Source organism: Pseudarthrobacter niigatensis, assembly GCF_030812615.1.
Taxonomy (GTDB): Bacteria; Actinomycetota; Actinomycetes; order Actinomycetales; family Micrococcaceae; genus Arthrobacter; species Arthrobacter niigatensis.
Window position 1 is genome coordinate 101,739 of the sequence record NZ_JAUSTB010000013.1, and the last position, 19,382, is coordinate 121,120.

Below are 19,382 nucleotides of genomic sequence, written 5' to 3' on the forward strand. Positions count from 1 at the left end.
GCCCCTTGGGGCTCCTCCCTTTTTGTGTTTGTTTGTTCGAGCGTTCGCCTTAGCGGCTGGTGGCAGTCGCCGTTGCCGAGGTGCTGGAGGTCGCGGAGGCGGAGGAAGTTGCGCCCGCGCTGGCCGACGAAGAGGACGACGGCGTGGACGTCGCCGACGGGCTGGGGGTGGGGACGTAGTCCTTGTACTCCTGCAGGGTGGCGTCCAGGACCGGAACCTTGACCGTGCTGTTGACGTTGGTGCCGTTCTCGCTGATCTTGACGTCCACCAGGGAACCCGGCTTGCCGCCGGTGGTGCTGAGGATGGCCTCATCCGACTTTTCGTTCAGCAGGGTGTAGGAGTTGGCCTTCACCGGAACCTCGGTCTGTGAGCCCTTTGCGCCGTTGACGGTGAGCTTCACATCCTTGGAGGAGGAGTTGTAAACGGCACCGATCAGGCGGCCGGGCTCGTCCTCGCCGGTGGAAACAATAAGGATGTTCCGCAGCTGCAGCGGACCGAGGTCCGCGCGGATGCCGTCCGAGGCGGAGTACTGATGGCTGGTCTGCTGGGGCGTGATGTAACCGCAGCCCGCGGTCAGCAGGCTGGCGCCAAGGGCAGCAGCCGTCAGTGCCAGTTTGCCGCGCTGGGCCCGGTTCATCGCAGTGGAACGCACGTCACGTACTCCTCGAGAAATTTGAAGTCTTTTTCAGCCATAGCCTATCCGCAAAGAGGGGCAAACGAGGATTCGGCGGTGTCACATCCCCCGCGTGAGCGCTCACCGCATGCACTAATCTGCGCATCCGTCAAGGGGGTGAAGGGGTTCGATTGGGCCGTTTTCCCGCGTATTTTCGCGGTTGGGAGCCCTTTCTCCGGCCGGTCATATGCCTGAATCGTGATAAACTGGTCTGCGGGAAAGGGGAAATGTCCACATGGTATTTGAGGTCGGCGAGACAGTAGTTTACCCTCACCACGGTGCTGCGAAGATTGAAGAAATCAAGATGCGCACCATCAAGGGCGAAGAGAAGATGTATCTCAAGCTCAAGGTGGCTCAGGGTGATCTGACCATTGAAGTTCCAGCAGAGAACGTTGACCTTGTTGGGGTCCGGGACGTAGTGGGCAAGGAAGGCCTGGAGCACGTGTTCGATGTGCTCCGTGCCGAGTTCACGGAGGAACCCACCAACTGGTCACGCAGGTACAAGGCAAATCTGGAGAAGCTTGCTTCCGGTGACGTCATCAAGGTGGCAGAGGTTGTTCGCGACCTGTGGCGCCGGGATCACGACCGGGGCCTTTCCGCAGGCGAGAAGCGAATGCTGGCCAAGGCCCGCCAGATTCTGATTTCAGAATTGGCGCTGGCTGAGAAGACCGACGAGGAGAAGGCGGCAAGCGTTCTCGACGAGGTCCTGGCTTCCTAAAGAATTTAGCCCCGGCTGCACGCGCGTGCAGCCGGGGCTTTTTTGGGCCCACCCCGCGGTGTCCCAAGCATCCAAGCCATGGTGCGGCGTCGTAGGCTAGTCCGCATGAGTGAATCACCCACGCGCCTGGTCACAGCAGTCATCGTGGTTGCCGCAGGTTCCGGGCAACGCCTTGGCTACGGCATGCCCAAGGCGGCAGTGCCGCTCGGCGGAGAGCCGATCCTGATGCATGCCCTGCGCGGCATTGTTGCTTCGGGCGTGGCCAGCCAAGTGTGCGTGGCATTGCCTCCCGGCGACGAAGGACTGCGCCGGCTGTGCGACGACTTCCGGGAGGAACTTGCGGACGGCGGCCCCCTCCTGACGGTCGTTGACGGCGGATCCACCAGGGCTGAGTCCGTCCGCGCCGGAATTGCAGCGCTGATGGAAGGCATCGAGGCCGTCCTCGTCCACGACGCCGCCCGTGCCCTGACACCCGAATCCGTTTTCCACCGCGTCTGCGATTCCCTGGTCGCCGGCGCCGCGGCAGTTATTCCCGTGGTCCCGGTCGTGGACACGGTCAAGATGGTGGCGGCTACCACCGGCGGCGACGCCGCGGTTGCCCCCGAGCTTGTCACCGGGACTGCCCGTCGCGAGGAACTGCGGGCGGTGCAGACCCCGCAAGGCTTCACCCTCGGCACGCTGCTGCGAGCGCACGAAGCTGCCCAGGCCCTGGACCAGCAGCAGGCAGCGGCCGTCACCGACGACGCCATGCTCGTGGAAATGCTGGGCACTGCGGTGCACGCCGTCCGCGGGTCGACGCAATCCCTGAAAATCACCACACCCCTTGACCTCATCTTCGCCGAAGGCCTCCTCGAGGGTCCGCTCGGTGCCCGGTGGGTGGAGGGATGAGCCCGGACACCGTCCTGCCCCGCACCGGTGTGGGTATCGACGTCCACGCGTATGCCCCCGAGGATTCTCCGCGCCCGCTGTGGCTCGGTGGCCTGCTCTGGCCCGGCGAACGCGGCCTCGCCGGGCATTCTGACGGCGACGCCGTGGCCCACGCAGCAGCGGACGCCCTGTTTTCGGCTGCCGGCATCGGCGACCTTGGTACCCACTTCGGGACGGACCGCCCGGAATTCGCCGGTGCGTCCGGTGCCACGCTCCTCGCCGAGGCCGCACGGATCGTCCGGGCTGCCGGATTCGAGATCGGCAACGTCGCCGTGCAGTTCGTAGCCAACCGGCCCAAATTCGGCCCCCGGCGGGAAGAGTCGCAAAGGGTCCTGAGCGAGGCGGCAGGCGCCCATGTAGGCGTCACGGCAACCACCAGTGACGGCCTGGGATTCACCGGGCGCGGCGAGGGCGTCTCCGCCGTAGCCACCGCCCTGGTGTACCCGCAGCCCGCTGCGCCCATCAGCTAGTCTGGAGCGGTGACCCTGCGCTTCTATGACACCGCCTCCGCCGACGTCCGGAATTTCGTCCCCCTCGTCGAGGGCAAGGTCAGCCTCTACTACTGCGGTGCGACTGTCCAGGGGATGCCGCACGTGGGCCACATCCGTTCCGCCATCGCTTTCGACCAGCTCACCCGCTGGCTGCAGTACCGGGGGCTGCGCGTCACGGTTGTCCGCAACGTGACGGACATCGACGACAAGATCCTCGCCAAGTCCGAGGCCTCCTTTGACCCGGACTTCAGCCCCGAGCCGGGCGAGGTGGCCCGTGAGGAATGGTGGGCCCTGGCCTATCGCTACGAGCAGGAATTCCTGAAGGCCTACGACGCTCTGGGAGTCTCCCGCCCCACGTACGAGCCCCGCGCCACCGGACATATTCCCGAGATGCATGCCCTCATCCAGCAGCTCATCGACCGCGGCCACGCCTACCCCGCGTTGGACGACTCAGGCGACGTGTACTTCGATGTCCGCTCCTGGGACAAGTACGGCGCCCTGACCCGGCAGAACATCGACGACATGCAGGCAGCGCCCGACGCCGATCCCCGCGGCAAGAAGGACCCGCGCGACTTTGCGCTGTGGAAGGGTTCCAAAGAAGGGGAGCCCGCTACCGCCAGCTGGTCCTCGCCCTGGGGTGCCGGACGGCCGGGCTGGCACCTCGAGTGCTCCGCCATGGTGACCAAGTACCTCGGTGCCGCCTTCGACATCCACGGCGGGGGACTGGACCTCCGTTTCCCGCACCACGAAAACGAAATGGCGCAGTCGCAGGCAGCCGGACACCCGTTCGCCAACTTCTGGATGCACAACGGCATGGTGACGTACCAGGGCGAAAAGATGTCCAAGTCCATCGGCAACACCATCAGCCCGGCCGAAATGCTCGAACTCGCCCCACCGCGGGTGGTGCGCTACTACCTTGGCCAGGCGCACTACCGGTCCATCCTCGACTACCGTCCTACGTCCCTCCAGGAGGCAGCGGCCGCCGTCGAACGCATCGACGGATTCCTGGCCAAGGCTGCGGCCCGCTTCGGCGGGAATGCGGGCCCTATCGACGACGGCAGCCACGGCTCCTCATCGGCGAATGTCCAGGCATTCCAGGAGGCCATGGATGATGACCTCAACGTCCCGCGCGCCTTGGCCGCCCTGCACGAGACGGTCAGGGCGGGCAACACTGCACTCGCCGACGGGGATGATGACGGCGCCCGGAGCGCCATGCATGCCGTCGTCTTGATGACCGATGTCCTGGGGCTCAACGCCGTCGCAGGCTCTGAAAAGGCCAGCACGCGTGAGGCCGAAGCGCTCGACGTCCTGGTCGAGGCGCAGCTCTCGGCCCGGGCGGCTGCCCGCGCGGACAAGGACTGGGCGAAGTCCGACGCCATCCGGGACACCCTCAACCAGGCAGGCGTCCTGGTGGAGGACGGCCCGGACGGTGCCACCTGGAGCCTCAAGCGGGACTGAACAGGGCCGCTGTCCCCGATTTTTTTCGGGTCAGTAGACTGGTATGCAGATTCAGTCAGCACAATCAAGGGTGGGACATCATGGCCAACAATGGTCGCCGATCGGTTAAAGCGAAGAAGGGCCCAACCGTCGGAACCGGTGGCCATGGCCGCAAGGCCCTCGAGGGCAAGGGCCCCACGCCCAAGGCCGAGGACCGCGTGTACCACAAAGCGCACAAGGCCCGGCAGCTTGCCGAACGGTCTGCAGCGAAGCGGGGGACCGGTGCCCGCAGCGCCGGCGCTGCCAAGTCCGGCCCCAAGGGACGTGCCACCGAGGAAGTGGTTACCGGACGCAACTCCGTAGTCGAGGCGCTCCGTGCCGGAATTCCGGCGAAGGCCCTCCACGTTGCCATTCGCATCGAGATGGACGACCGGGTCAAGGAGTCCCTGAAGCTCGCGGCCGAACGGGGCATCCCGCTGCTGGAAACCGGCAAACCTGAACTGGACCGGATGACGGACGACGCCGTCCACCAGGGCCTGGTCCTGCAGATCCCGCCCTACGAGTACCTGGACGCCTACGAGCTCGCCGAGGAAACCGTGGACAAGTGGAAGAAGGGGCACATCTCCAACGCGCCGCTCTTCGTTGCCCTTGACGGCATTACCGACCCCCGGAACCTGGGTGCGATCATCCGCTCCGTCTCCGCCTTCAGCGGCCATGGCGTCGTGGTGCCCGAGCGCCGCTCCGTGGGCGTGACCGCCTCGGCATGGAAGACCAGTGCCGGTGCCGCCGTCCGTGTGCCCGTGGCCCGCGCCTCCAACCTGAACAACGCGCTGAAGCAGTTCAAGAACATGGGCATCTATGTCCTCGGGCTCGACGGCGACGGCGACGTTTCGCTGCCTGACCTCACGCTGGCGACCGAACCCGTGTGCATCGTGGTGGGCTCCGAAGGAAAGGGTTTGAGCCGGCTGGTCCGGGAAAACTGCGACCAGATCGTCTCCATCCCCATCGATTCCGCCATGGAGTCCTTGAACGCCTCAATGGCCGTGGGCATCTCGCTGTACGAGGTCTCCCGCCAGCGCTCCGCAGGATAGCTCCGCCTGCCCGTAACCTGCGGACGGATTCCCCGCGCCGCAGGGGCATACGGGCAGGCCAAGTGCCGCTGGCCGCTACTATTTAGGTGATGGTCATGCCGCTTTTCGACACTGCTTCCACCATGGACGCCTCCTCGGCTGTTCCCCTCGGTGTCAGCGTCCCGCGCGCTGATTCCGGCGGTACCCGGCACCACGCCGGCGGACGCGCCAACATTGCCTGCTTCGCCCCCGGCGTCGCCAGCCTGGACATCGCCTACTGCCCTCCCGGCGGCCAGTGGCGGACCCAGACCCTGCCCAACGTCACCAAGGGAGTCCACCACGGTATCGTGGAGGACCTGCCGTACGGATCGCGCTACGGCTTCCGCCCGACGTCGGACGGCCAGGCTTTGCCGCCGGAGCTTCCGGCAGAAAATGGCTCCGCCCGCCAGCCCCTGCTGCTGGACCCGTACGGCAGGGGAGTGGACCAGGGCGAGGGCTTCCTCACCAGCGTCCGCACCGCTCTCGACTTCGACTGGGAATCTGACGAACGGCTGCGTCTTCCCTGGCGCAACACCATCGTCTACGAGGCGCATGTCCGTGGCCAGAGCATGCTCCATCCTGACGTACCCGAAGAGCTGCGGGGGACCTATGCCGGCCTGGCCCACCCCGCCGTCGTAGAGCACCTCACCGGCCTGGGCGTTACGTCCGTCCAGCTCCTGCCCGTCCACTTCCACATCGATGAGCCACACCTGCAGGACCTGGGGCTCAGCAACTACTGGGGGTACAACACCGCCGCCTTCTTCGCCCCGCACCCCGGCTACGCCACCCGAGCCGCGCAGGAAGCGGGCCCGCAGGCGGTCCAGGACGAGTTCAAGGCCATGGTGAAGGCACTTCACGCCGCCGGGCTGGAAGTCATCCTCGATGTCGTCTACAACCACACGGCCGAGGGCACGGCGGACGGCCCCGTCCTGAGCTTCCGCGGCCTCGGTGAAGACACGTACTACCGCGTGGACGGCAGCGGCAAGTACATTGACACCACTGGCTGCGGCAACACCCTCAACTTCGGGGACCAGCATGTAGTCCAGCTGGTGCTTGACTCCCTCCGCTACTGGGTGGACGAATTCCACATCGACGGCTTCCGGTTCGACCTCGCAGTCACGCTCTGCCGCAACGCCGCAAACGAATTCGACCCCCACCACCCCTTCCTCACGGCCGTGGCCGCCGATCCCGTCCTGGCCGAGGTCAAGCTGATCGCCGAACCCTGGGACATTGGCTACGGCGGCTGGCAGACCGGCCGGTTCCCGCGCGGGTGGGTGGACTGGAATGACCACTTCCGCGACGCCGTCCGGACGTTCTGGCTGGCCGACCGGGCAGCCATCGATTCCGGCGGGCACGGCGGGACGATGGCAAAGCTTGCCGACGCCCTGTCCGGTTCCGCGGGCCTCTTCCAGGCCTCCGGCCGTTCGCGCCTGGCGTCGGTCAATTTCGTCACCGCCCATGACGGCTTCACCATGAACGACCTCGTGTCCTTCGACCGGAAGCACAACGAGGCCAACGGTGAAGAAAACCGGGACGGGCACGGGGATAACCGCAGCTACAACCACGGCGTTGAGGGCCCCACAGAGAACAGCGCAATCCTGGCACAGCGCGCCCAGTCGCGGCGCAACCTGATGGCGTCGCTGATGGTCTCGCTCGGCGTCCCAATGATCACTGCCGGGGATGAGCTGGCACGGACCCAGCACGGCAACAACAACGCCTACTGCCAGGACAACGCCATCACCTGGCTCGACTGGACGCTGACGCCGGAGGCACACGAGATGCTGCGCAGCACCAAACGGTACATCCGGCTGCGCAAGGAGTTCCTTGCCGCCCAGCCCCACGACTTTCCCGTCCGCGACGAACAGTCCTACCTCTACTGGTTCGACCAGCACGGCCAGCCCATGTCCGCCGAGCGCTGGAACAATCCGCAACACCGCGTCCTGCAGCTACTGCTCCGCGACGACGGCGGCGACCTTGCCGGACTGGTAGTGGTCAACGGAGGCGCCCATGACGTCGAGGTCACCCTGCCGGATGCCGGGAAGCCGGCGCCGGGCCTGTTCGAGCTGCGGCTCACCACCTCGCCCCGCCACAAGGAGCGGCAGGGTATCCAGGTGGCAGCGGGGGAGATCGACCTTGCCGAGGCCAACTCCATCAGCATCTACCGCACGTAGACTCCTCATCCACCCGTCAGGCAGACCCGCATGCGCAACCGCTCCATCCTCCCGCTGATCCTCACCACCCTGGTGGTGCTGGCCGTCGTGGCGTTCGGCGGCGCCGGGCTGCTGGGCCGGCAGACGGACGGTACGACGCCGGGAGCCGCCTCCAGCGCAGCGGGCACCCAGCGCGGGACGGCCACGTCCCCGGCCGCGAAGCAGTCGGCGTCGCTCCGAGGAGCAAACCCATCCAGCCTGCCTGAGATCCGGGAATCCGCCTTGCCGGTGGAGGGCCGTCGGGTGCTGGCGCTGATCCGGGCGGGCGGCCCGTTCCAGTACGGCCAGGACGACCAGGTATTCGGCAACTTCGAACGCGTCCTGCCCGCCCGGGACCGCGGTTATTACCGCGAGTACACCGTTCCCACGCCTGGCGAACCGGACCGGGGTGCCAGGCGCATCGTGGCCGGCAACGACGGCGAGAAGTATTGCACCGGGGACCACTACGCAACGTTCAAGTACATAGCGGAAGGCAGCTAGCACAACCATGAGAATCTTCTCCGGCGACACCTGGACCCTCGAAGAGCTGCAGGAACAGGTGGCCGACGCCGGGCGCCGCAGCGTGGTGGTCCCTCCGGCGGACAGCAAACGCACCGTCCTGGAGACCTTTGGCGAGGTGCTGGACTTTCCCGAGCATTATGGCGTGAACCTCGATGCGCTGAACGACTCGCTTCACGACTTCGCGGACAGCATCAGTGGTAACAGCAACCCTCCCGTCACGCTGCTGTGGCAGGTGGCGGCGCCGTTCCGCGCAGACCGGTCGTTCGGGATCATCTGCGAGATCCTGCAGGACGCAGAACGGTACGCGGGCAAGGACCTGGCCGTCACCGCCGTGCTTCTTTAAGTGACCGCGGCGCTTCCTTAAACGGAGCGGCAGGCCTGCCAGGAAGCAGGCCTGCCGGTCCCTGTCCGCAACGGGCTAAGCGTTCACGATCAGCCCAAGCTCGGCCTTCGAGGCCAGGGCGTCATGCCGGGGCAGGACGCGGACGGTGTACCCGAACGGCCCGGAGCGGTCGATCACCAAGGAGCTGCTGAACAGGTGGCGCCCGTTGCCCAGGTCCTCCTTCACCTGCAGCTCCATCATGGTGATGTCGGCCAGGGTGTCGTTCTCCTCGGCCCGGCCGTAGGCCACCTCCACGCAGACATCCTCCGGTGTGAGGGCGTTCAGGGCCACGTAGGCGTTGACCTGGAGCGTGTCGCCGATCTGCGGGTCCTCGGACACACCCACCGAATCCACGTGCTCAACGTGGACCTGCGGCCAGGCGCCGCGCACCTTGGCCGACCATGAAGCCAATGCGCGGGCCTGGGCGTACGAGTTGGCGGTGGCGCTGCGGCCCGCTTCCGCTGCCGGGCGGTACAGGATGTTCACGTAGTCGCGGAGCATGCGTTCAGCGGAGACCGCCGGACCCAGATGCGAGAGGGTGTGCTTGATCATGGACACCCAGTGCGTTGGGACCTTCTCCCTCGGCGTGGTCGAGGGACCGGCAGCGCCTGCAGCCTCGGACACCGTGCTGCCGTAGAAGCGCGGTGCCACCTGCGTTTCCAGCAGCTCATACAGTGCCGCCGCCTCAATGTCGTCCCGCTCCTCGGGGGAAGCGTCGTTGTTGGCCGTGGGAATGGCCCAGCCGTTCTCGCCGTCGTACATCTCATCCCACCAGCCGTCCAGGACGGAAAGGTTCAGGGAACCGTTCAAGGCCGCCTTCATGCCCGACGTGCCGCAGGCCTCCAACGGACGCAGCGGGTTGTTCAGCCAGACGTCGCAGCCCGGGAACAGGGTCCGGGCCATGGCGATGTCGTAGTTGGGCAGGAACGCGATGCGGTGCCGGACCTCGGGGTCATCCGTGAAGCGCACCAGGTCCTGGATCATTTTCTTCCCGGCGTCGTCGGCCGGATGCGACTTTCCGGCGATCACCAACTGGATGGGGTGGTCCTTGTGCAGGAGCAGCGCCTTCAACCGCGCCGGTTCGCGCAGCATCAGGGTCAGCCGCTTGTAGGTGGGCACGCGGCGGGCAAAACCAATGGTGAGGATGTCCGGGTCCAGGACGTTGTCCGTCCAGCCCAGCTCCGCGTCGGCCGCGCCGCGCTTCTTCCAGGCCGCCCGCAGCCTGCGGCGGACGTCCTCCACCAGGGCAGCGCGCATCTCGCGGCGCAGCGCCCAGACGTCGGCGTCGCTGACGTTGTAGGCCAGGTCCCATTTGCCCAGCGCTTCGGCCTCGCTGCCAAACTGGTCGCGGGCGAGCTTGGAGATGCGGCTGTCCACCCAGGTGGGAACGTGCACGCCGTTGGTGACTGACGTGATGGGCACCTCGGAGTGGTCGAAGCCCGGCCAGAGGGCGGAGAACATGCCGCGGGACACCTCACCGTGGAGCTTGGCCACGCCGTTGGCGCGCTGGGCCAGGCGCAGGCCCATGACCGCCATGTTGAAGACGGCCGGGTTACCGTCCGCGTAGTTCTCCCGTCCCAATTCCAGGACACGGTCCACGGGCACGTCCGGAGCGAGGCCGGCCTGGAAGAAATGGCTGATCTGGTTGATCTCGAACCTGTCGATGCCGGCCGGGACCGGCGTGTGGGTGGTGAACACCGTGGAGGCGCGGCCCGCGGCAAGGGCCTCGTCGAAGGTCAGGGCCTCCTCCCCGGACATCAGTTCCTGGATGCGTTCGATCCCCAGGAACCCCGCGTGCCCTTCGTTGGTGTGGAACACCTCCGGCGCGGCGCAGCCCGTCAGCTTCTGGAAGGCGCGAAGGGCCTTGACCCCGCCCATGCCCAGCAGGAGTTCCTGCTGGAGCCGGTGGTCGCCGCCGCCGCCGTACAACCGGTCGGTGATGCTGCGGGCGGCGTCGTCGTTGCCCGGCACGTTGGAGTCCAGGAGGAGCAGGGGAACACGGCCGACGTCGGCCCGCCAGATGTGTGCCAGGAGCCGGCGCCCGTTGGGAAGGGGCAGGGATACCTCAAGGGCCTTGCCGTTGCCGTCCGGAGACGGCTCCCGGAGCAGTGTCAGCGGCAGGCCGTCCGGATCCAGGACGGGGTAGGTCTCCTGCTGCCACGCATCGCGGGACAGTGACTGCTTGAAGTAGCCGGCCTGGTACAGCAGGCCCACCCCGACGAGGGGAACGCCGAGGTCCGAGGCTGCCTTCAGGTGGTCGCCGGCGAGGATGCCCAGGCCGCCCGAGTACTGGGGGAGGACCTCGGTGATGCCGAACTCGGGGGAGAAGTAGGCAATGGAAGCGGGTGCATCCGGGCCCAGGCCCTGGTACCAGCGCGGCTCCTGGAGGTACCGGTCAAGGTCCTGCTCGGCGGCGCGCACCCTCTCCACCACGGACTGGTCCGCAGCGAGTTGCTGGAATTCCTCGCGGCTGACCATGCCCAGGAAGCCGATGGGGTCCTGCCCGCTTTCCTCCCAGAGGCGCGGGTTCAGCCCCGCGAAAAGTTCCCGGGTGGGCCGGTGCCAGGACCACCGCAAATTGCTGGCCAGCCTGGCCAGGGGCCGAATGGGTTCGGGGAGGACTGTACGGACCGTAAACCTGCGGATTGCCTTCACCTGCGTCACACTAACCGACAACATGCGCGGCTGGAACCAGCTTTCGGTTTCTTTTGGGTAAATGACAGGGGCGTGAAGAAATTCAGCCGCGGCACACCGTTTTTAGTGAGCAGGCTTAGCAATCCGGGGCATTTCTCGCTAACGTCGAGCCTGTGACGACTAACTCAGGAACCAGTGCAGCATCCACCAAAATGCCCCAGCGCAGTATCACCGAGGGCCTGCGGTTCGGGCGTTTTCCGATTACCGCCGTGCAGCCCGTCGTCGAGGGCGGCAAGTTTCCGGCCAAGGCCCTGCCCGGCGAAGCCATCGTGGTGGGCGCCACCTGCTTCCGCGAGGGGCACGACCAGCTCGGCGTCAGCGCGGTGCTCCTGGACCCCTCCGGTGCCGAGCGCCAGCGCGTGCGCCTCGCGCCGCCCCGCGGGGAACGGGGCATGGGCACGGACCGTTGGGAAGGCGTGCTCACGCCGTCGGAAACGGGGAACTGGTCCTTTGCCATCGAAGCCTGGCACGACCGCTACGGCACCTGGCACCACAACGCCGAGGTGAAGATCGACGCCGGGGTCGACGTCGAACTCATGCTCGCCGAAGGTGCCAAACTGCTGGGCGAAGCATCCGCCGAGGACTTCCGGGACGACGTGGACCGGGCTGCCCTGCGGCACGCCTCTGAGGTCCTGGGTGACCAGTCCCGCAGCACGGAGGAACGGCTTGGTGCCGGGTTCAGCCAGGAAATCGCCGACGTCGTTGCCCGCCAGCCCATCCGGGAACTCGTCACCGTCTCCGAGAAGTACCCCCTGCTGGTGGAGCGGGACCGGGCCGGGCGGGGCGCCTGGTACGAGTTCTTCCCCCGGTCGGAAGGCGCCGTCAAGGACCACAACACCGGTGCCTGGACCTCGGGTAACTTCCGGACCGCGGCCAAGCGGCTGGACGCCGTCGCTGCCATGGGGTTCGACGTCCTCTACATGCCGCCGATCCACCCCATCGGCCTGCAGTTCCGGAAGGGGCCCAACAACACGCTTGTCGCCGGCCCCCACGATCCGGGTTCACCGTGGGCCATCGGAGCCAAGGAAGGCGGACACGACGCCATCCACCCCGACCTCGGATCCTTCGAAGACTTCGACGCGTTCGTGGCCCGTGCCAACGAACTGGGACTGGAAGTGGCCCTGGACCTGGCGCTCCAGGCTGCCCCTGACCACCCCTGGGTGCAGTCCCATCCGGAATGGTTCACCACCAGGGTGGACGGCAGCATTGCCTACGCGGAAAACCCGCCCAAGAAGTACCAGGACATTTACCCGCTGAATTTCGATAACGATCCCGAAGGCCTTTCGCGGGAAATCCTGCGGATAGTGCTGCTGTGGGTCAGCCATGGCGTCAAGATATTCCGCGTCGACAACCCGCACACCAAGCCAGTGTGGTTCTGGGAATGGCTCATCGCGGAAGTGGACAAAGCGGTGCCCGGCGTGGTTTTCCTTGCGGAGGCCTTTACCCGCCCAGCCATGATGCACGCACTGGGCAGGGCGGGCTTCCAGCAGTCCTACACCTACTTCACGTGGCGGAACACCAAGAAGGAAATCGAGACCTACTTCGAAGAAGTAAGCCACGAGTCCCCGGCGTTCTTCCGCCCCAATTTCTTCGTCAATACCCCGGACATCCTCACGGAATACCTGCAGTATGGCGGGCCGGCCGCGTTCCGCATCAGGGCGGTACTTGCCTCCACGGGCAGCCCGCTCTGGGGCGTGTACGCAGGCTACGAACTGTACGAGCACGTTGCACGGCCCGGTGCCGAGGAATACATCGACAACGAGAAGTTCGAGTACAAAGCGCGCGACTGGGACGCGGCCGCCGAGTCCGGACGCTCTCTGGCCCCGTACATCACGCGGCTGAACCACATCCGGCGGGACCACCCCGCGCTGCTTGACCTCCAGAACCTGACGGTCCACAACAGCACCGACGACTCAACGGTGGTCTACTCCAAGCACAAGACCCTTCCCGACGGATCCAAGGACACCATCATCGTGGTGGTCAACGTGGACCCGCACGTGACCAAGGAATGCAGCGTGGCCCTGGACCTGGCAGCCCTGGAACTGGACCCGCAGGACATCACGCCCGGCGGCGGCTTCTACGTTGACGACCTCCTCTCCGGCCAAAGCTGGGAGTGGGGCGAGTTCAACTACGTGCGGCTTGATCCGCACGTGGAGCCCGCCCACATCCTGAGCGTGAGGAGAACGCATCAGTGACCTTTAATCCGCAAAGTTCCGGCCACTTCACCCCTAAGAGCACCTTCGAGCTAAATGCGCCCGGCCTTCAGCATGACCCCCTGTGGTACCGCAAGGCAGTGTTCTATGAAGTGCTTGTCAGGGCCTTTTCGGATGCCAACGGCGATGGGTCCGGGGATTTCTCCGGACTCATCGACCGGCTTGACTACCTGCAGTGGCTCGGCGTTGACTGCCTCTGGCTGCCCCCGTTTTTCCAGTCGCCGCTGCGTGACGGCGGTTATGACATCTCGGATTACAACTCGGTCCTGGACGAGTTTGGCACCATCAGCGACTTCAAAAGGCTGGTGGCGGAGGCCCACGCCCGCGGCGTCCGGGTAATCATCGACCTTCCGCTGAACCACACCTCCGACCAGCACCCCTGGTTCCAGGAGTCCCGGAAGGACCCGGACGGGCCGTTCGGGGACTTCTACGTCTGGAGCGACACCGACGAAAAATACCAGGATGCCCGCATCATCTTCGTCGACACGGAGGAATCGAACTGGACGTTCGATCCCATCCGCCGCCAGTTCTTCTGGCACCGGTTCTTCAGCCACCAGCCGGACCTGAACTTCGAAAACCCCAAGGTGATCGACGCCGTCTTCGACGTGGTCCGGTTCTGGCTGGACCAGGGAATTGACGGTTTCCGGGCGGACGCCATCCCATACCTGTTCGAGGAGGAGGGCACCAACTGCGAAAACCTGCCCGCCACCCACGAGTTCCTCCGCCGGCTCCGGGAAATGGTGGATGAAAGCTACCCCGGCCGCGTGATCATCGCCGAAGCGAACCAGCCGCCCAACGAAGTGGTGGAGTACTTCGGCACCGTTGAAGAACCCGAATGCCACATGGCGTTCCACTTTCCCATCATGCCCCGCCTCTACTACGCGCTCCGCGACCAGAAGGCCGCACCCATTATCGAGACCATGCGCGACACCCCGGACATCCCTGAGGGCGCACAATGGGGCACATTCCTCCGCAACCACGATGAACTGACCCTGGAGATGGTCACCGCCGACGAGCGCGCCGCCATGCTGGGCTGGTACGCGCCGGACCCGCGCATGCGGGCCAACATCGGCATCCGCCGCCGGCTGGCGCCGCTGCTTGACAACTCCCGGGCCGAGATCGAGCTGATCAACGCGCTCCTGCTCTCACTTCCGGGGAGCCCGTTCCTCTACTACGGCGACGAGATCGGCATGGGAGACAACATCTGGCTCGAGGACCGCGACGCAGTCCGTACGCCCATGCAGTGGAACCCGGACCGGAACGCAGGCTTCTCCCATGCGGACCCCGGCAAGCTGTACCTCCCGCCCATCCAGTCGCTGGTGTACAACTACGCCATGGCCAATGTGGAGGCTGAGGCGGCGCATTCCGGATCGCTGCTCCGCTGGACGCGACAGATCCTGAGCGTCCGCAAGAACCACCCGGCGTTCGGGCTGGGCGGCTTCAAGCACGTGGACGCAGACCACGACGCCGTCCTGGCGTACCTGCGCGAACTCCCGGACAACAACCCCGCGGGGGCCGACTCCGAGACCATCCTGTGCGCCTTCAACCTGTCCCAGCATCCGGTCGCTGCCACGCTGCGGATTCCCGAGTACGCCGGCAGGGGCCTCCGCGATGTGTTTGGCGGTCAGGTCTTTCCTAGTATCGGCGACGACGGCACACTCACCCTGACCATCGGAAGCCACGATTTCTTCTGGCTCCGGATGCGGTCGGCGGGGTCAAGTCCCTCGTCGCCCTACACCCAGGCCATGCCCATCCTGTCGATAGAGAACTGAGATGAACCAGCCAATCCTCACTCCCGCCCTCACCGCGCTGCTCAAGGAATGGCTGCCGCAGCAGCGTTGGTTCCCGGTCAAAACCCCCGATTTCTCCATCTCCCAGGCCGGCAGCCTGGGCCTGGCGGATGCCAGCGGCCACGCGGCCCTGGCCGTGTTCCTGCTCAACGTCACCACCCAGGGGCCCGACGGCGGTCAGCGCACCTCAGTGGTGCAGGTTCCCCTGAGCTTCCGGCCGGCGCCGGCCGGGGGCATGGAGCGGGCACTGGTAGGGGAAGCAGCCGGAATGGATCCCACCCGCCCCTGGGTTTACGACGCCGTCCACGACCCCGACTTCGTGGGCGCCTTCCTGGAGCTCATCCGGCAGGAAGGGAAAGCGGACAGCGGAACCGCGACCGGTTTCCGCGTGGAAGGTTCCTACCGCCTGCCCACGGCCAAGGGCGTCGTGAAGGTTCTCTCCGGCGAGCAGTCCAACAGTTCCGTCATCGTGGACGACGGCGAGTCCGCGGCCATGGTGAAATTCTTCCGGGTCCTTTCGGATGGGACCAACCCGGAAATCGAAGTGGGGGCCGCCCTGACGAAGGCCGGAACCTCGGAAGTCCCTGCCACGCTTGGCTGGGTCAGGGGGGAGTGGCTGGGGAACGGCAACCACGCCACCGGACGTACCGGCCAGGGAACCCGGTACGTGCAGGGCGAGCTCGCGGTGGCCCACGAATTCCTCGCCGGCGGGCGTGATGCCTGGCGCCTGGCCGTCGACGCGGCCCGCTCCGGCACTGACTTCACCGCCGAGGCCAGGGCCCTTGGCGCCGCAACGGCCACCGTGCACAAGCGCCTGGCGGAGGCCCTGGGGCAGTCCACCGGGCCGGGCGCCGGAACGGGGGCAGTATCTGCTGTTGCACAGCGTGTCCGGACCGCCTGGGCTGAAGCGCGTGCCGCCGTCGGACCTTACGACGACGCCCTTGACGCCCTGCTGGCGAACCTGGACAAGACCCCTACCGGGCCACTGCAGCGCATCCACGGCGACCTCCACCTGGGCCAGATCCTGCAGGTCACCGGCACATCGGGGGACGGGAGCCGCTGGGCGATCCTGGACTTCGAGGGGGAACCCCTGCGGCCCATCGCCGAACGCAATGTCCCGGATGTGCCGCTGCGCGACGTCGTCGGGATGCTGCGGTCTTTCGACTACGCGGCCGGGGCAGCCCAGCGGGAGCAGGAGGGTGCACAGGTACCGGACCGCTGGGTGGACGACTGCGCCGACGCCTTCCTGGCCGGGTATGCCGCCGTCATTCCCGGAACGGTGGACCGGACCTCACCGCTGTTTGTGGCATTGTGGCTGGACAAGGCGCTGTACGAAGTTGTTTATGAAATGCGTAACAGGCCCGACTGGGTGGCGATTCCAGTAAACGCCTCCAGGCGGCTCCTGGGCAGTAACGGTGCCGGCGACTCCGCCGGCGCAGCATCGGAAGGTAACGAAATGACAGGCTCAGCACGAACTGACCGCCCGGGGGTGCCCCTGCACGTGGATGAAGGCACCCTGGGCCGGATCGCGAACGGTGAACACCACGCCCCCCACTCCGTCCTGGGCGCGCACCTGGACGACTTTGGGCATGTCACCATCCGGACCGTGAAGCACCTGGCCGAAGCAGTGACCGTGGTCACGCAGGCCGGCGAAATTCCCATGGAGCACGAAGCCCACGGTGTATGGGTTGCCGTCCTGGAACCATCGGAACAGGGGCATGTTCCCGACTACCGGCTCTCGGTGACCTACCCGGGCAAGGACCCCCTGACCGTCGATGAGCCCTACCGCTACCTGCCCACCGTGGGCGAAGTGGACCTGCACCTCATCGGGGAGGGCCGGCACGAAAAACTGTGGCAGGTGCTTGGCGCCCATGTCCGCCACTATAAGTCCGGGCTGGGGGACGTCAACGGTGTCTCCTTCGCCGTATGGGCCCCCAACGCGCAGGCCGTCCGCGTCAAGGGCGACTTCAACGCCTGGGACGGACGTGAGCACTCCATGCGCTCCCTGGGTTCCTCCGGCGTCTGGGAAGTGTTCATCCCCGGCGTCGCAGCAGGGGCCTGCTACAAGTACGAAATCCTGACGCGGGGCGGTTACTGGGTTGAAAAGGCAGATCCGCTGGCCTTTGGCACCGAGGTGCCCCCGTTGACTGCCTCCAGGGTGGTGGAGCCGTCCTACGCTTTCAAGGACGACGAGTGGATGGAAGCACGGGCCAAGCGCGACCCGCATAACTCCGCCATGAGCGTGTACGAGGTCCACCTCGGGTCCTGGCGCCTGGGCCTTGGCTACCGCGAACTCGCCCAGGAACTGGTGGAGTACGTCAAATGGCTCGGGTTCACGCACGTGGAGTTCATGCCGGTCGCGGAGCACCCGTTCGGCGGTTCCTGGGGCTACCAGGTCACGTCCTACTACGCGCCCACCTCCCGCTTTGGCCACCCTGACGAGTTCCGCTACCTGGTGGATTCCCTTCACCAGGCCGGGATCGGCGTCCTGCTGGACTGGGTTCCCGCGCACTTCCCGAAGGACGCCTGGGCGCTGGCCCGGTTCGACGGCGAGCCCCTCTACGAGCACTCCGACCCGGCCCTCGGAGAACACCCGGACTGGGGTACCTTGATTTTCGACTTCGGCCGCACCGAGGTCCGCAACTTCCTGGTGGCCAACGCGCTCTACTGGCTGGAGGAGTTCCACATCGACGGCCTGCGCGTGGACGCGGTAGCTTCGATGCTGTACCTCGACTATTCACGCCAGGAAGGCCAGTGGCGGCCCAACCGCTTCGGCGGCAGGGAGAACCTTGAGGCCATCTCCTTCCTGCAGGAAGTCAACGCCACGGTCTACAAGACCCACCCGGGCGCCGTCATGATCGCCGAGGAATCCACGGCGTTCCCGGGCGTCACCGCCCCCACGAGCCACGGCGGCCTGGGATTCGGCCTCAAGTGGAACATGGGCTGGATGCACGATTCGCTCAAGTACATCTCGGAAGATCCCTACAACCGCAGATGGCACCACGGCACGGTGACGTTCTCCCTGGTGTACGCGTTCACCGAGAACTTCCTGCTGCCCATCAGCCACGATGAGGTTGTCCACGGCAAGGGCTCCATGCTCCGCAAGATGCCCGGTGACCGCTGGCAACAGCTGGCGAACCTCCGCGCCTTCTTTGCCTACCAGTGGGCGCATCCGGGCAAGCAACTCATTTTCATGGGCACCGAGTTCGGCCAGGAAGCGGAGTGGTCCGAGCAACACGGCCTCGACTGGTGGCTTGCGGACATCCCCGCCCACCGCGGACTGCAGCTGCTGACCAAAGACCTCAACGAGCTCTACGCAGCCACACCTGCCCTGTACACCCAGGACAACGTTCCGGCCGGCTTCCAGTGGATCAATGGGGGAGACTCGGACCGCAATGTCCTGTCCTTCATCAGGTGGGACGCCGACGGCAACCCCCTGGTCTGTGCCATCAACTTCTCCGGCGCCCCGCATGTCGGCTACACCCTCGGAGTTCCGACGCCCGGGGCCTGGACCGAGGTGCTCAACACCGACCACAGCACGTACGGCGGCTCCGGCGTGCTGAACGACGGGGAGCTCAAAGCAACGGATGACGGACAGGATGGCCAGCCGGCCACGCTGACCGTCACGTTGCCCCCGCTGGGTGCGGCGTACTTCAAGCCGGGAACATCTGCGGCTGGCTGATCCGCCCTGCCGGTGAACTACGAAAGGCCCGGAATCCGCGTGATTCCGGGCCTTTCGGCTGCCCTGGAGTTCCCAAAAAGAGGCCGACTGGCGAACCGGGAAGAGTGGTGGTACAGTTTATTTCCGCGCTGCTCCACGGAGTCAGACGGAAAACCGATCCCCCAAGCTTATGCTGAGGATGATCGCGGACGCCGGTTTGACACGCAGGAAGCCAGCGGGTAAGTTTGAAAAGTTGCTCCGGAGCGATCCTGAATGTTTGGTTTGGGTGGTGCCGGGTGTGTCTGTTGTTTGAGAACTCAATAGTGTGCCAAGTTTGTTGATACCGATTATGTAATGTGATTGGTTGAATTGGCTGGGTCTGTCCACCCCGTGGATTGGGCCTGGTTTTTACAGCTGGTTTCAAATTTTGTGCAGCTTTTGCCGCCGTTATTTCCGGTGGTTTTGGTTGTGTCTGTTTGTTTTCAACGGAGAGTTTGATCCTGGCTCAGGATGAACGCTGGCGGCGTGCTTAACACATGCAAGTCGAACGATGATGCCCACTTGTGGGTGGATTAG

General features: G+C 65.7%; 13 protein-coding genes and 1 rRNA gene. 12 read left to right on the forward strand and 2 right to left on the reverse strand.

Annotation, left to right across the window (positions count from 1 at the left end; translation table 11 throughout):
* Positions 1-49: 49 nt before the first annotated feature.
* Positions 50-637, reverse strand: coding sequence for a hypothetical protein (locus J2T23_RS16870; RefSeq protein WP_307361876.1), 588 nt, complete (start codon positions 635-637; stop codon positions 50-52).
* A 271-nt stretch (positions 638-908) separates the two neighbouring features.
* Between J2T23_RS16870 and J2T23_RS16875 the strand changes: the two genes are divergently transcribed.
* The 8 genes from J2T23_RS16875 to J2T23_RS16910 all read left to right on the forward strand — a co-directional run bounded on the left by J2T23_RS16875 (position 909) and on the right by J2T23_RS16910 (position 8,409).
* Positions 909-1,391 carry a CarD family transcriptional regulator gene (locus J2T23_RS16875; RefSeq protein ID WP_011690592.1) on the forward strand — a complete coding sequence of 161 codons (483 nt, stop codon included), beginning with the start codon at positions 909-911 and terminating at the stop codon, positions 1,389-1,391.
* A gap of 105 nt (positions 1,392-1,496) precedes the next feature.
* Positions 1,497-2,279, forward strand: a complete 783-nt coding sequence (gene ispD, locus J2T23_RS16880; RefSeq protein ID WP_141180783.1) for a 2-C-methyl-D-erythritol 4-phosphate cytidylyltransferase — start codon at positions 1,497-1,499, stop codon at positions 2,277-2,279.
* Positions 2,276-2,788 (forward strand): 2-C-methyl-D-erythritol 2,4-cyclodiphosphate synthase, encoded by a 513-nt coding sequence (ispF, locus tag J2T23_RS16885; protein ID WP_141158090.1) that lies wholly within the window; start codon positions 2,276-2,278, stop codon positions 2,786-2,788. Before ispD ends, ispF begins: the two co-directional genes overlap by 4 nt.
* 9 nt (positions 2,789-2,797) lie before the next feature.
* Entirely contained in the window at positions 2,798-4,267 is a 1,470-nt protein-coding gene (cysS, locus tag J2T23_RS16890) for a cysteine--tRNA ligase (protein ID WP_307361856.1), read from the forward strand.
* A gap of 80 nt (positions 4,268-4,347) precedes the next feature.
* Positions 4,348-5,337, forward strand: a complete 990-nt coding sequence (gene rlmB / locus J2T23_RS16895) for a 23S rRNA (guanosine(2251)-2'-O)-methyltransferase RlmB (protein ID WP_141158088.1) — start codon at positions 4,348-4,350, stop codon at positions 5,335-5,337.
* An 89-nt stretch (positions 5,338-5,426) separates the two neighbouring features.
* Positions 5,427-7,526 carry a glycogen debranching protein GlgX gene (glgX, locus tag J2T23_RS16900; protein ID WP_307361859.1) on the forward strand — a complete coding sequence of 700 codons (2,100 nt, stop codon included), beginning with the start codon at positions 5,427-5,429 and terminating at the stop codon, positions 7,524-7,526.
* 30 nt (positions 7,527-7,556) lie between these two features.
* Entirely contained in the window at positions 7,557-8,045 is a 489-nt protein-coding gene (locus J2T23_RS16905; RefSeq protein WP_307361861.1) for a guanyl-specific ribonuclease, read from the forward strand.
* Between the two features lie 7 nt (positions 8,046-8,052).
* A complete protein-coding gene (locus tag J2T23_RS16910) occupies positions 8,053-8,409 on the forward strand; it encodes a barstar family protein (RefSeq protein WP_307361863.1) in 357 nt (118 codons plus the stop codon).
* Between the two features lie 75 nt (positions 8,410-8,484).
* On the opposite strand, the gene glgP is transcribed toward J2T23_RS16910, so the two are convergent.
* Positions 8,485-11,103, reverse strand: a complete 2,619-nt coding sequence (glgP, locus tag J2T23_RS16915; protein WP_307361865.1) for an alpha-glucan family phosphorylase — start codon at positions 11,101-11,103, stop codon at positions 8,485-8,487.
* A gap of 191 nt (positions 11,104-11,294) precedes the next feature.
* Here glgP and J2T23_RS16920 point away from each other — a divergent pair, with 191 nt between their 5' ends.
* The 4 genes from J2T23_RS16920 to J2T23_RS16935 form a co-directional block, all read left to right on the forward strand.
* The gene (locus J2T23_RS16920; RefSeq protein WP_307361866.1) at positions 11,295-13,337 is read left to right on the forward strand and encodes an alpha-1,4-glucan--maltose-1-phosphate maltosyltransferase; all 2,043 of its coding nucleotides are present in this window, start codon (positions 11,295-11,297) and stop codon (positions 13,335-13,337) included.
* A complete protein-coding gene (gene treS / locus J2T23_RS16925) occupies positions 13,334-15,127 on the forward strand; it encodes a maltose alpha-D-glucosyltransferase (protein ID WP_307361868.1) in 1,794 nt (597 codons plus the stop codon). The genes J2T23_RS16920 and treS overlap by 4 nt, the downstream gene beginning before the upstream one ends.
* Position 15,128: 1 nt before the next feature.
* Entirely contained in the window at positions 15,129-18,827 is a 3,699-nt protein-coding gene (locus J2T23_RS16930) for a 1,4-alpha-glucan branching enzyme (RefSeq protein ID WP_307361870.1), read from the forward strand.
* A gap of 461 nt (positions 18,828-19,288) precedes the next feature.
* Positions 19,289-19,382, forward strand: a 16S ribosomal RNA gene (locus J2T23_RS16935); the annotation flags it as partial.